We start from the raw sequence: 12691 nt of genomic DNA, 5'->3' as shown, positions 1-12691 counted from the left end.
GAGTTCCTATGCATAAGCAAATCGCGCTCGTGAAGAGCAAAGCCGGCGACCTCGTTCTGAAGGCCGGCATGACGTCGGCAGCAGCCCTCGCCCCAGTCCTGTCGTTCGCACAGGCTGATCCCAACACCGCCAAGATCGAAGAAGGTGGCGCCAAGATGGTCGGCTACGCCGTCCTGGTGGTCGGCATCATGGTCGGTTTCTGGGCTGTGAAGCGCGCCGGCCAGAAGATGGGCTGGTGGTAAGTCCTCGCAGGGGTTTGAGCCATGGATGAGAACACGCAGACCATCGTCGTGCAGATCCAGCCGGCCCCTGCCTCGGAACAGAACATCGACCTCTACTGGTCGTTGTTCTGGTCCTTTTTTGCGGCACTGCTCGGCGTTTGGGTCTGGAAAAAGATCGAGCAGATCTTCAGCACCAATCATGACGACTGATCATGTTCACTTCGCCCGCAGAGCTTCTTATCGTTGGTGGTATGTTGCTATTGCTCTGGCAATTCTTCCGCTGACGGCCCACGCGATCAACAAGAACAACATCGGTCGACTCGGCATGAGTCAGACCGGCCGTACAACTACGTTTTCCCCCCCGGGGTCACAGCCCACTGGCACCACGATTCCTGTGTCCGGCGTTGGCGGTTGGAGTGCCGCTGGAAATTACGGCGTGCCTCCATCCCCTACTGGCCCGACCGCTGGCCTCAATGTCAACGGCGTTTTTATTCAGGGCGAACGCGGCAACTTCAACATTGGCGGTGCTGGTGGTGTTCAGGGTGTCCGTTATCCAGTCGGTGCCAGTTATCAGATCCCGTGGGGCACCGTTGCCCCTGTTGCTGCGGGCATCGTCTGCGCATTGGCAACGGCAGGCGTTTGTGGCGTTGCTAGTGGTGTAGCTGCCGCCGCGCCGTACATCATGAATTGGATCGACCGAGCGGGGCTGAAGCGCGACCCGGAGACGGGTGCAATCGAGCGGTCAGAGATTGATCCATCTTGGCCTGTTTCGGATGGATATCTTTGGCACACCGTTTGGCAACCTTCTGGAAGTGGCAATCAGTATTTCGAGTCTGCTGTTGGTGCGTGTCGAGGTATGGCTCCGTTGTGGAGCGCGGCGCATAGCGTGCCGATGACGAACATTCGGGTCAGTGGTTCCACGTGTCTGGGCGCGACAGGGGGTAATCCTGACTATCCTTTTACGGCGGTCAGCCGGGGGAATGCGAGTGAGTGTCCTGCTGGCTGGTACATCACTCCGTTTGGTTGCTTCTCTGCTGCAAATCTGCCGCGCGTTGTTCAAACGGTCGATCAGGTGATCGAGGCATTGAAGAAGGTCAACCCGGATCCTCGCGTGTGGGGCGAGACGTTGGAGCGTGGGGGCGAGATCCCCATGCCGAACCCGACTGTTACCGGGCCGTCGCAGATTCAAGGGCCGGAGACGGTGAAGCAGAACCAGGACGGCTCTCGTGAGGTCAGTCGCACTACCTACAACTTCACGACCAACGGCAACCAGGTCACCAACACGAGCAACGTTACGACGACGAACATTTTCAATAGCTCGAACGTTCAGACCAGCACGACCACCACGGCGACGACACCGAGCGATACGACGCCAGGTGCCGAGCAGGAAGAGGAAGACATGTGCGCGAAGCATCCTGAGATTCTCGGCTGCCAGAAGATCGATTTCGACACGCCCGATGGTGAGATCCCGAAGAAGGATAAGCAGGTCACCTACGCTCCTGAGAGCGTGCTGACGGGCGGCTCCTGCCCTGCCCCGCGTGAGCTCGCCTACGGTCGTTCGTTCAGCTACGCCGCCACTTGCGATGCGCTCACGACTTACGTCCGACCCATGGTCATCGCAATCGCCGGCTGGATCGCTATCGTGATCATCTTCGGTGTGGGGAGACCCGAATGAAGCTTGGCACGTTTCTTCTGAGCTTGCTTCAGCCGGCGCTCGCCAAGATCCTGCTGAGCTTGGGCTTCTCGGTCGTTTCGATCATCGGCATGCAAGCGCTGCTCACCCAGTTGAAAACCTCGCTCGTGTCGAGCTTCAGCAGCTTGCCCGCTGACGCGCTGAGCATGTTCTTGCTCGGCGGCGGTGGTATTGCGCTGGGCATCATCTTTGGCGCACTGACCACCAAGCTTTTGCTGTGGCAGATCCAGCGCTCGACGCAGATCCTCGGGAGCAACAACGGATGATCACCGTGATTACTGGCACGCCTGGTGCCGGCAAAACCCTTTACACGATCCAGAAGCTGCTGCTGCCGCTGCTCGGCACGCATGTGCCTCAGGAGGTCGATGGCGTCACGACGCTGCACCCGCGCACCATCTACACCAACATCAAGGGCCTGACCATCGATCACGAGCTGATCGATGGTGGCTCCGAAGAAGGCCTTCGCGACTGGCACGAGTGGGCCAAGCCTGGTGCCGTGATCGTGTTTGACGAAGTTCAGAAGGTCTGGTCTCCACGCGCGAACGGTTCTGCGGTACCGGCGGACATTCAAGCGCTGGAGACACATCGCCACATGGGCGTTGACTTCATCTTGATCACGCAAAACGTGATGCTGGTCGACCGCAACATTCACGCGCTCGGCGGTCGCCATCTGCACATCCGTCGCGTGGCCAACATGCCGTTTGCGACGGTCTACGAATGGGACCATGTGAACCGCCAACTGCTGTTCGCGAAGGCCATCACCAAATCTCCCTACAAGTACAACAAGAAGGTTTTCAAGCTCTATCACAGCGCAGATCTGCACACCAAACAGCCGCGCAAGCTGCCAGGCGTCCTGTGGTTCGGCGTGCTGGCTATCGGGCTCATGGTCTGGAAGGGGCCGGACGTGTATCGCGGCCTCACCGGCCAAACGTCGATTGCGGCCGCCTCGAGCTCGAAGTCCGCCCAGGCCGGCACGGGCTCGAGCTCGAACGCGAGCGCTTCCGGCAAATCCGCTGGCGCAGCTGCTGCACCTGGTGCGCCGGCGATCGATGATTCAACTGCGTGGATCCCGCGCGTCAATTCCCGGCCCGAGTCCGCGCCGGCCTACGACGCATTGCGCCAGGTCAAATCCATGCCGACCGTCGCTGGTGCGCTGTGCAATTCCAGCGGCTGCAAATGCGTGACGCACCAGGGCACCAATGCAGGGCTGACCGAAGCGGAATGCCGCGGCTGGTTGGACAACAGGCCGTTCGATCCCTACAAGGTGCCTCCGATGGATCAAGCACCCTCACCCTTGGCTGTCGCTGAAAAAGCGTCTGAGGGCCGATCTGATCGCTCCCCTACCCTCGTTGTCATCGATGGTCCTGGTTATCGCGATCCCGTTGGATCTCGCTCATCTTTGCGTTGACCTGGTAGAAAGTCCGATCATGAATTGGATCGAATTTGGCCTTGGCCTGGTCGTGGTGCTTGTTTATGTCGGTGTCATCCACGAAGGGTGGAAGTCTTGGCAGACCTTCAAGCGAAATAACGGCCTGGACGATTGATCACGAGCTCAGGTCGAACGCACCTGGTTGAAATTACGGGCCCCTGCCTTCGAGCTCGCGCGACCGTAAAGCCAAACGCCGTAGCCCTTGTGGCGGAGGCATCTGCTCTCTGGTGCCATGCGGGTTACGTGCCCCTGCCTTCTCTCTGACCGGACAGCAAAACGCCCGCGGCTGCGGGCTCCTGTCCATAATTGCTACATGTCGTATCCGCCGCCAACTCCTTCAGACTTCGGCCGTCTTGAAGAGCATGAGAAGCCGAACTGGCGTTACTACCGCCCTCCTCTGCCTGAGCCACCACCTCAGCTCTCTGGCTTTAGGATTTGGATTGATTACCTCGGACGCGTCTGCATCATCGTCGGCACGGTCGTGCTTGTTGTCATCACCGTCATGCGCTACATCCGAGCATCATGAAAAAAGGCCCCAATTGGGGCCTTTTCTAATTCGGATATTCTTACTTGAATTACATTTTTTCAACCGAATTGAGGTTGACATAACCGTTCTTGTATTTGCGAATTCGGCCTTCTGCACATTGTGTTGATTTCAGATGGGCCATCCCAGCCGCATTCAACCCATCCAGCCGCTCACCACTTCCCATCCTTCGGCACCGCCTTCACCCCATTCGCCTTCGCATCCCCAGCCGCCTTGATCAGCTCCGCAGACTCAGCCCGGTTCGCCTTCACCGCGAAATCGACGGCGGTCATGCCAAGTTGGTTCTTCATCGCCGTGTCTGCGCCTTCGGCCAGCAGCAGCTTCACGGCATCGTTCGATCCGTACATCGCGGCCATCATCAGCGGCGTGGTGCCGTTGGGCGACTGGGCGTCGATGAAGGCGTGGTTCTCGAGCAGCAGCTTCATGATCGACAGTTGCCCGCTGCTCGCCGCGTAATGCAGCGGTGCCCAGCCGGTCTTGTTGACGGCGGCGTCGCGCTTGAGCAGTTGCACCACCAGGTCCTGCTGGCCCTTGATCGACGCCAGCATCAGCGGCGTTTCGTCCTTGGCATTGGCCAGGTCGACGTTGAGTTGCGGCGACTCCATGAGCACCTGGATGACCTTCGGCGACGGCTCGCGCAGCGCGAGCATCAAACCGGTCTGGCCGTGTTCGTCGCGCGTGTTCGGGTCGAAACCGCGGTTCAGCAGGGTGCGCACACCGCTGGCGTTGTCGCCGCGCACGGCGCGGAAAAAGTCTTCGAACGAACCAGCATGTGCTGCAAAAGATGCAGCCATGACAACAAGATATATCGACTTCTTAAAGTAGTTTTTCATGATTTGACTTCCCTGAACAATGTTTCGAAGTTGTCGCTTGTCGCCTTGGCGATGTCCTCTACGGGCATTTGTCGCAGTTCGGCGATCTGTTGCGCCACGAAGGGCACGTACGACGGGTTGTTGGTCTTGCCTCGGTACGGCACGGGCGCCAGGTAGGGGCTGTCGGTCTCGATCAGCATGCGGTCCAGCGGCACGAAGGCCGCCACGTCGCGCAGGTCCTGGGCTTTCTTGAAGGTCAGGATGCCCGAAAAGGAGATGTAGAAACCCAGGTCGAGCGCGGCGCGCGCCACCTCGGCGGTTTCGGTGAAGCAATGGAACACGCCGCCGGCCGCCCTGCCCGCGCCGTCTTCGCCCTCCTCCTTGAGGATGGCCAGCGTGTCGGCCGAGGCGTCGCGGGTGTGGATGATGAGCGGCTTGCGGGTCTGCTGCGCGGCGCGGATGTGCACGCGGAAGCGGTCACGCTGCCACTCCATGTCGGCGATGCTGCGGCCGCCCTTGCGCTCTTCCATCTGGTAGTAGTCGAGGCCGGTCTCGCCGATGGCCACGACACGCGGGCGCGCCGACAGGCGCACCAGATCTTCCACGGTGGGCTCGGCGATGTCCTCGTTGTCGGGGTGCACGCCCACGCTGGCCCAGAAGTTGTCGTAGCTGGCGGCCAGGGCCTGTACGTCGTCGAATTCCTCGAGCTTGGTGCAGATGCACAGCGCCCGGTCGACCTTGGCGGCGGCCATGGCGGCGCGGATCTGGGGCATCTGGTCCGCGAATTCGGGAAAGGTCAGGTGGCAGTGGGAGTCGGTGAACATCGGAAAGGATGAAGTGCGGCGCGCCTGTGGGAGATCGCGCCGTGTCCGGAGTTCCGCGTCACGGGGACGGCGGCGGAGAAAGAACTCAGATGGTCTGGGTCGGGCGGTCGGAGGCCATGGAGCCACCGAGCGCGGCTTCGATGCGCGCCTTCAGCTGGCGCGACTTCTCGTCCGAGGGAAAGCGCACACCGACGCCCGGCGCCCGGTTGCCGGCGGCGCGGGCCGGCGTGATCCAGGCGACCTTGCCGGCCACCGGGTAGCGCTGCGGGTCTTCGGGCAGCGTGAGCAGCACGTAGACGTCGTCGCCCAGCCGGTATTCGCGCGTGGTCGGAATGAAGATGCCGCCTTCGGCAAACAGCGGGATGTAGGCCGCGTACAGCGCGCCCTTTTCCTTGATGGCGAGCTGGATGACGCTCGGCCGGGCGGGCGTGGCAGACAAAACGGCAGCGGCGGGAGCGACAGGTTGGTTCATGGGCGGCGAGCGGCAGAGTTTAGGGTGCTTCGCGCCTCGCTCACAAGCGCTTCGAGCATGAGGCCGGCGTTGAACGGGTGCTCGGCGGTCCGCGCGGCGGCGGCGAGCGACTTCGACCAGCGCGCCAGCGCCAGCTTGTGCGGGGCCGGCGGCAGGTCGGCCGCATCGAAGAATCGGGGTTCGGCGCCGTGGCCCACGGCCATGAGGTCGTGGCAGAGCTTTTGCAGCGAGACCACGGCCTGGGCCGGCGCCTGGTCGGCCAGCGCGCCCACATCGCCGCGCGATACCGCCTTGGGCAGCAGCGACCATGCCTTGGGCGACTGGCCCGAGCGCGCCAGCCGCAGCGCATCGCTGGGCCGTCCGCCCGCGGCACGCAGCAGCTGCGCGGCATCGGCGACGGGCACGTCTTGCGCCACCAGCCAGGCCTCGGCCTCGGCGGTTTCGGGCCACGGCAGCGTGAAGCCCAGGCAGCGGCTGCGGATGGTCGGCAGCAGCTGCCACGCGGCCTCGCTGGCGAGTACGAAGCGCACGTCGCCGACGGGCTCCTCGAGCGTCTTGAGCAGCGCGTTGGCGGTGATGGTGTTCATGCGCTCGGCCGGATACACGAGCACGACCTTGCCGCGACCGCGCGCGCTGGTGCGCTGGGCAAAGCCGACCGCATCGCGCATGGCTTCGACGCGGATCTCGCGGCTGGCCTTGCGCTTCTTGTCGTCGATGTCGGACTGGGCCTTTTCGTCGAGCGGCCAGCCCAGTTCCTGCATCGCGACTTCGGGCATCAGCACGCACAAGTCGGCGTGGGTGCGGACCTCGATGGCGTGGCAGCTCGCGCAGTGGCCGCAGGCGGCACCGCCCTCCTCCACCGGCTGTTCGCACAGCCAGGCGGCGGCGAGCGCCAGCGCGAGTTCGTACTGGCCGATGCCCGACGGGCCTTGCAGCAGCCAGGCATGGCCGCGCTGGCGCAGCAGCTCGGCCAAGGGCTGGCGCAGCCACGGAGTCAGCGTGTTCACCGGCTCGCTCATCGCGCGGCTCCCTGCACCGGCGACAGCACACCACGCGCCACCAGCGCGGTGTCGATCTGCTGCCAGACCTGGTCGCGGGCCTGGCTCGCATCGATGCGCACGAAGCGCGAGGCATCGGCGGCGGCGCGGGCCGCATAGCCCTGCGCCACGCGGCGGAAGAACTCGACGGGCTGAGCCTCGAACTTGTCGGGCACGCGCGCGCCGGCCAGGCGCTGGGCGGCGATCTCGGGGGCGAGGTCGAACCACACGGTCACTTGGGGTTGCAGCAGCTGCGACGCCGGCAGACCGGCCCGGCCCGCCTGCACCCACTGTTCGAGGGTCGCCAGCACGGCGGTGTCGAAGCCACGCCCCGCGCCCTGGTAGGCAAAGGTGGCATCGGTGAAGCGGTCGCACAGCACGACCTCGCCGCGCGCCAGTGCCGGCTCGATGACCTGCGCGATGTGGTCGCAGCGCGCCGCGAACACCAGCAGCGATTCGGTCAGCGGGTTCATCGGCTGCTCGAGCACCAGCCCGCGCAGCGTCTCCGCCAGCGGCGTGCCGCCGGGTTCGCGCGTGCGCACCACCGTGCGGCCCTGCGCCTTGAAGCGGGCTTCCAACGCGTCGAGATGGCTCGACTTGCCCGCGCCGTCGATGCCTTCCAGCGTCAGAAACAGACCTGTGTCACTCATTGGGTCGCCTTGGGTTGGGAGCTGCTGCCGCCGCCACGCTGGTAGCGGTTGACCGCGCGGTTGTGGTCGTCGAGCGAGCTGCTGAACTGGCTCGTGCCGTCGCCGCGCGAGACGAAGTACAGCGACTTGCTCTGCGCCGGCTGCACGGCCGCCAGCAGCGCGGCCTTGCCGGGCATGGCGATCGGCGTGGGCGGCAGGCCGCCGCGGGTGTAGGTGTTCCAGGGCGTGTCGGTCTGCAGGTCGCGCTTGCGCAGGTTGCCGTCGAAGGCGGTGCCCATGCCGTAGATCACGGTCGGGTCGGTCTGCAGCGGCATGCCGATGCGCAGCCGGTTGGTGAAGACGGCGGCAATCTCCGCGCGGTCGTTGGCCTTGCCTGTCTCCTTTTCGACAATGCTGGCCAGAATAAGCGCCTCATCGGCCGATTTGAGCGGCAAATCGGCCGCGCGTGCCGCCCAGGCGGCTTCGAGCTTCTTGTCCATGGCCCGCATGGCGCGCTGCAGCAGCGCGATGTCGGTCGAGCCCTTCGAGTAGGTGTAGGTGTCCGGGAAGAAGCGGCCTTCGGGGTGCAGGCCCGGCTTGCCCAGCGCGGCCATCAGCGCGTCTTCGCTCATGCCCACGCTTTCGGGCTTGAGCTGCTCGGCCTTGGCGAGCGCGGCGCGCACCTGGCGGATGTTCCAGCCTTCGACCAGCACCACGCTGCGCGTGGCTTCCTCGCCGCGCACCAGGATGTTGAGCAGCAGCTTGGGCGTGACACCGCGTTCCAGTTCGTAACTGCCGGCGCGCATCTGGCGGTCTTGCCCCGAGACGCGGAACCACAGGTACAGCAGCTGCGGCTGCACATCGACGCCGGTGTCGGCCACGGCCTGCGCAATGCCGCGCGGCGTGGTGCCGGGCTCCACCGACAGGTCGACGCTGGGCGTCGGCAACTTGAGCGGCTGGTGCACCCACCAGAGACCGGCGCCGCCGAGCGCCAGAACGGCCAGGGCCACGAGCAGGAAGAGCGTGAGGAAGAAGCTGCGCACGAATCCGAGGAAAAGACGGAGGAAGAAAAAGGGCTGGCAAGCAGATGGACACCGACCCGCGGGAACGGTCGGCCCCGTCGCTGCGACGGGGAATCCCTGCCGCCCCGAAGGAACAGGCACGGCCATGATAATTCAGCGATGACCACAGTCGTTCTCAACGGGGTGAGCACCCTGCCCCACCTCGGCGTGATCCGCGCCGAAGGCCCCGATGCCGCCAGCTTCCTGCACGGCCAGCTCACGCAGGATTTCTCGCTGCTCGGCGCCACCGAAGCCCGCCTGGCGGCGCTCTGCACGGCCAAGGGCCGCGTGATCGCCAGCTTCATCGGCATCCGTCCGCAACCCGAACTCATCCTGCTGGTGTGCAGCCGCGACATCCTGGCGGCCACGCTCAAGCGCCTGTCGATGTACGTGCTGCGCGCCAAGGTCAAGCTGAGCGACGCCACCGAGCAGTTCGCGCTGCACGGCGTGGCCGGCACGGCCCTGACCGCCAACGGCCTCGATGCGGCCCTGCCGCCCGGTCGCCGCACGGCCATCGGCGAAGACATCAGCGTGGTGTCGCTGTACCCGGCCGACGGCGTGCCGCGCGCGCTGTGGATCGCGCCGGCCGACCAGAAGGCGCCTGTGGGCCCGACGCTCGACGCCGCGCTGTGGCCCTGGAGCGAGGTGCGCAGCGGCATCGTCACGCTGACCACGCCGGTGATCGAGGCCTTCGTGCCGCAGATGATCAACTACGAGTCGGTGGGTGGCGTGAACTTCAAGAAGGGCTGCTACCCCGGCCAGGAAATCGTGGCGCGCAGCCAGTTCCGCGGCACGCTCAAGCGCCGCACCTACCTCGCGCAGACCGACGCGCCGCTGGCCGCGGGCCAGGAGGTGTTCGCCGCCAACGACGCCGAACAGCCCGTGGGCACCGTGGCGCAGGCCGCGCCTGCGCCCGACGGCGGCTGGTCGGCGCTCATCTCGATCCAGATCGCCGCGCTCGAGGCCGGCGGCTTGCACGCGGGTGCGCCCGGCGGGCCGGCGCTGTCGGTCGAGCCGCTGCCCTATCCGCTGCTCGAAGACATCTGATTTCCCCTGCGTCCCTGCCTTCTTTCCGGGGGCGCTTGGCGCTGTCTCACCGACAGCGCCATTTTTTTGCGCGACGCTTAACCCCGTTCGCGAGGCCCCGCCGTAGAAGCCTGCATCGATCCACTCCTGGCAAGGAAGCCACCATGATGCAGCGCAGACTTCTCCTCACCACCGTCCTGGCCCTGACCGCGCTGTCGGCGGGGGCGGAAAGCCCGATGCGGCCGTACCCCTCCGGTGCCAGCCGCATCGGCGGCCTGATGAACATCAGCATCGTCGACCGCACGAGCGGCGCCGAGCTGCCGATCTACCGCCACCGCGGCGAGTACTGGGTGGCCGGCCGCCCCGGCGCGCGCTATGCGATCCGCGCACGCAACGCGATGGGCGAACGCATCATGGCCGTGATGTCGGTGGACGGCGTCAACGTCGTCACCGGCGAAACCGCCGGCGTCGGCCAGAACGGCTACGTGTTCGGTCCGCGCGAGCGCAGCGACATCGCGGGCTGGCGCAAGAGCGATTCGCAGATCGCGGCCTTCGAATTCGCCGCCGCCGGCAACTCCTACGCGAGCCGCACCGGCCGCCCCGACGACGTGGGCGTGATCGGCGTCGCGATGTTCCGCGAACGCCGGCCGGAACCGCCGCCGCCGGTCGTGACGCCCTATCCGTCGCGCGATGAGTACAGCAACAGCAGCCGCGAGCGGCGCAGCGAAGCGCCGCCGGCACCGTCGTCGATGGGCGATGCGCGGGCCAAGGCGGCCCCGCCCGCCGGCAGCGCCGGCAACGCCGACATGGCCGCCGAGTCGTCGGCCGGCGCCATGGCCCGCCAGTCCGCGCCCAGCCCGAGCCTGGGCACGGCCCACGGACGGCGTGAGACCTCGTACGTCGGCAAGACGACCTTCGAGCGCGCCAGCTCGCAGCCCGACGAGGTGATCCGCATCCGCTACGACAGCCGAGAGAACCTGGTCGCCGCGGGCGTCATCCCGGTGCCGCAGCGCTGGCCGCGTCCGTCGGGCCCGTCGCCCTTCCCGGGCTCGGACCCCGGCTACGTGCCGGACCCGCCGGCCCGCTATTGATTGAAGGCGCGGCGCTCAGCGCAGCGCGCGCCGCATCTCGATGTGCGCAATGCCGGCTTCCTCGAAAGGCTGGCCGTGCACCGCGTAGCCCAGCCGCGCATAGAAGCGCTCGGCGCTGCGCTGCGCGTTGAGCGCCACTTCGCGGTCGCCGCGTGCACGTGCTGCGTCTTCCAGCGCCTGCACCACGGCCGCGCCGTGGCCGCCGCTGCGCAAGGTGCGGTGCACCGCCATGCGGCCGATGTGCGAGACGCCGTCCTCGGCGGGCAGCAGCCGGCCGGTGCCGATGACCTGGCCGAGCCGGTTGCGCGCCACCGCGTGCAGCACGACGGCGTCGTGCGCGTCCCACTCCAGCTCCTTGGGAATGTTCTGTTCCTCGATGAACACGGCGCGGCGCAGCGCGCTCGCGCCTTCGCCGAGCGTGGCCCAGTCGCCGGTCTCGACGGTGCGCATCGGCTCGCCGGCCTCGAAGGCCGTCAGCGTCTCGCGCAGGGCCGCGGGCACGGGCTTCGAGGTCTGCGTGGCCGGGTCGGCGAACACGTAGACCAGCTCGCAGCCCACCAGGAACTCGTCCTGGCGGAACAGGCCGCCCTGGAAAATGATCGACGAGTTGCCGATGCGCGCGCACTTCATGCCCACGTCGATCACGTCGTCCATGCGGGCCGAGGCGCGGAAATCGATGGTCGCCTTGCGCACGTACAGGTCGCCGCCCAGCGAGTGCATCGCCTCTTCGTAGGGCAGCGCCATCGCACGCCAGTAGTCGGCGATGGCGGTGTCGAAGTACATCAGGTAGTGCGCGTTGAAGACGATCTTCTGCATGTCCACCTCGGCCCAGCGCACGCGCAGGCGATGGAAGTAGTGGAAGTCCTCGCGGCGCACCGGGGTGTTGTTGTTGTCGCTCATGGGTTCAATGCCTCTTTCAGTGCGCGGGCCGCGTCGTTCTGCGCCTGCAGCGCTTCGGGAATCGCCCGGCCCATCTTGATGAATTCGTGGATCACGCCACGGTAGATTTCCAGGTCGACCGCCACGCCCGCGGCGCGCAGCTTGTCGGCGTAGGCGATGCCTTCGTCCACCACCGGGTCGGCCTCGGCCAGCCCGATCCAGGCCGGCGCCACATCGTCGACGTCGTCGGCCAGCAAGGGCGCGAAACGCCAGTCGTCGCGGTCGGCGGGCGTGTTCACGTACTGGGCGAAGAAGAAGTCGATCATGGCCTTGGTCAGCAGCGGGCCGTCGACATGGCGTCGGTGCGACTCGGTGTCCTGGTGCGCAGCCATGCCGGGGTAGATGAGCAGCTGCAGCGCCACCGGCAGGCCGGCATCGCGCGCCAGGATGGCGCACACGGCCGCCAGCGTGCCGCCCGCGCTGTCGCCGCCCACCGCCAGGCGCGTGCCGTCCAGGCCCAGGCTCGCGCCCTGCGTGACGATGAACTGGAACGCGTCCCAGGCATCGTTCGACGCGGTCGGAAACTTGTGCGCGGGCGCGAGCCGGTAGTCGACCGACACCACCGCGCAGCCGCTCTTGAGGCTGAGCACGCGGCACAGCGTGTCGTGCGTGCGGATGTTGCCGACCGTGAAGCCGCCGCCGTGGAAGTACACGAGCACCGGCAGCACCTCGGCCGACGGCGCATACAGCCGCGCGGGAATGGCGTGGCCGTCGCGCGCGGCGATGTGGAAGTCTTCGATGCGCGCCAGCTCGGGCTTGGGCACCTCGAGCACGCCCGCGCCTTTTTCGTACGAGGCCTTGGCTTCGTCGGGCGTGAGCTGGTCGAGCGGCGGATGGCCCGCGCGCGCCATGCGCTCGACCACGCCGGCCATCTTCGGGGTGAGTGCGGGTTGCGCGAGGCGGTTCGCTGTCG

15 protein-coding genes are annotated in these 12691 nt (G+C 66.1%); 7 read left to right on the top strand and 8 right to left on the bottom strand.

The annotated features are described in order from the left end of the window. The first annotated feature begins 8 nt into the window (after positions 1-8). The 5 genes from ACAM52_RS11565 to ACAM52_RS11545 are packed head-to-tail and all read left to right on the top strand — an operon-like array spanning position 9 to position 3322. Positions 9-242, top strand: coding sequence for a hypothetical protein (locus ACAM52_RS11565; protein ID WP_369647077.1), 234 nt, complete (start codon positions 9-11; stop codon positions 240-242). Between the two features lie 21 nt (positions 243-263). Beyond that, positions 264-431, top strand: coding sequence for a hypothetical protein (locus ACAM52_RS11560; protein ID WP_369647076.1), 168 nt, complete (start codon positions 264-266; stop codon positions 429-431). Continuing rightward, positions 421-1896 (top strand): hypothetical protein, encoded by a 1476-nt coding sequence (locus tag ACAM52_RS11555; protein ID WP_369647075.1) that lies wholly within the window; start codon positions 421-423, stop codon positions 1894-1896. The genes ACAM52_RS11560 and ACAM52_RS11555 overlap by 11 nt, the downstream gene beginning before the upstream one ends. Further along, positions 1893-2180, top strand: coding sequence for a DUF2523 family protein (locus ACAM52_RS11550; protein ID WP_369647074.1), 288 nt, complete (start codon positions 1893-1895; stop codon positions 2178-2180). The genes ACAM52_RS11555 and ACAM52_RS11550 overlap by 4 nt, the downstream gene beginning before the upstream one ends. Beyond that, positions 2177-3322, top strand: coding sequence for a zonular occludens toxin domain-containing protein (locus ACAM52_RS11545; protein ID WP_369647073.1), 1146 nt, complete (start codon positions 2177-2179; stop codon positions 3320-3322). The genes ACAM52_RS11550 and ACAM52_RS11545 overlap by 4 nt, the downstream gene beginning before the upstream one ends. 717 nt (positions 3323-4039) lie before the next feature. On the opposite strand, the gene ACAM52_RS11540 is transcribed toward ACAM52_RS11545, so the two are convergent. The 6 genes from ACAM52_RS11540 to mltG all read right to left on the bottom strand — a co-directional run bounded on the left by ACAM52_RS11540 (position 4040) and on the right by mltG (position 8704). Next, the gene (locus ACAM52_RS11540; RefSeq protein ID WP_095745272.1) at positions 4040-4720 is read right to left on the bottom strand and encodes an ankyrin repeat domain-containing protein; all 681 of its coding nucleotides are present in this window, start codon (positions 4718-4720) and stop codon (positions 4040-4042) included. Beyond that, positions 4717-5523, bottom strand: a complete 807-nt coding sequence (locus ACAM52_RS11535) for a TatD family hydrolase (RefSeq protein ID WP_139705956.1) — start codon at positions 5521-5523, stop codon at positions 4717-4719. Before ACAM52_RS11535 ends, ACAM52_RS11540 begins: the two co-directional genes overlap by 4 nt. Before the next feature lie 85 nt (positions 5524-5608). Beyond that, positions 5609-5995, bottom strand: coding sequence for a PilZ domain-containing protein (locus tag ACAM52_RS11530; protein ID WP_369647072.1), 387 nt, complete (start codon positions 5993-5995; stop codon positions 5609-5611). Then, a complete protein-coding gene (locus ACAM52_RS11525; RefSeq protein ID WP_369647071.1) occupies positions 5992-7014 on the bottom strand; it encodes a DNA polymerase III subunit delta' in 1023 nt (340 codons plus the stop codon). Before ACAM52_RS11525 ends, ACAM52_RS11530 begins: the two co-directional genes overlap by 4 nt. Then, positions 7011-7682 carry a dTMP kinase gene (gene tmk / locus ACAM52_RS11520; protein ID WP_369647070.1) on the bottom strand — a complete coding sequence of 224 codons (672 nt, stop codon included), beginning with the start codon at positions 7680-7682 and terminating at the stop codon, positions 7011-7013. The genes ACAM52_RS11525 and tmk overlap by 4 nt, the downstream gene beginning before the upstream one ends. Then, positions 7679-8704: an endolytic transglycosylase MltG gene (mltG, locus tag ACAM52_RS11515; protein ID WP_159271839.1), complete on the bottom strand. Its 1026-nt coding sequence runs from the start codon at positions 8702-8704 to the stop codon at positions 7679-7681. The genes tmk and mltG overlap by 4 nt, the downstream gene beginning before the upstream one ends. 138 nt (positions 8705-8842) lie before the next feature. On the opposite strand from mltG, the gene ACAM52_RS11510 reads away from it, so the two are divergent. Next, positions 8843-9769, top strand: a complete 927-nt coding sequence (locus tag ACAM52_RS11510; RefSeq protein ID WP_369647069.1) for a folate-binding protein YgfZ — start codon at positions 8843-8845, stop codon at positions 9767-9769. 146 nt (positions 9770-9915) lie between these two features. Continuing rightward, positions 9916-10839: a hypothetical protein gene (locus ACAM52_RS11505; protein WP_369647068.1), complete on the top strand. Its 924-nt coding sequence runs from the start codon at positions 9916-9918 to the stop codon at positions 10837-10839. A 15-nt stretch (positions 10840-10854) separates the two neighbouring features. On the opposite strand, the gene ACAM52_RS11500 is transcribed toward ACAM52_RS11505, so the two are convergent. Further along, entirely contained in the window at positions 10855-11739 is an 885-nt protein-coding gene (locus ACAM52_RS11500) for a YbgC/FadM family acyl-CoA thioesterase (protein WP_369647067.1), read from the bottom strand. Further along, a complete protein-coding gene (locus tag ACAM52_RS11495; RefSeq protein WP_369647722.1) occupies positions 11736-12650 on the bottom strand; it encodes an alpha/beta hydrolase in 915 nt (304 codons plus the stop codon). The genes ACAM52_RS11500 and ACAM52_RS11495 overlap by 4 nt, the downstream gene beginning before the upstream one ends. Positions 12651-12691: the final 41 nt, after the last annotated feature.

The sequence above is a fragment of the Variovorax sp. V118 genome, assembly GCF_041154445.1.
GTDB lineage: Bacteria > Pseudomonadota > Gammaproteobacteria > Burkholderiales > Burkholderiaceae_C > Variovorax > Variovorax boronicumulans.
The sequence above is the reverse complement of the archived record's forward strand: the minus strand, read 5'-3'. Positions and strand labels throughout refer to the sequence as shown.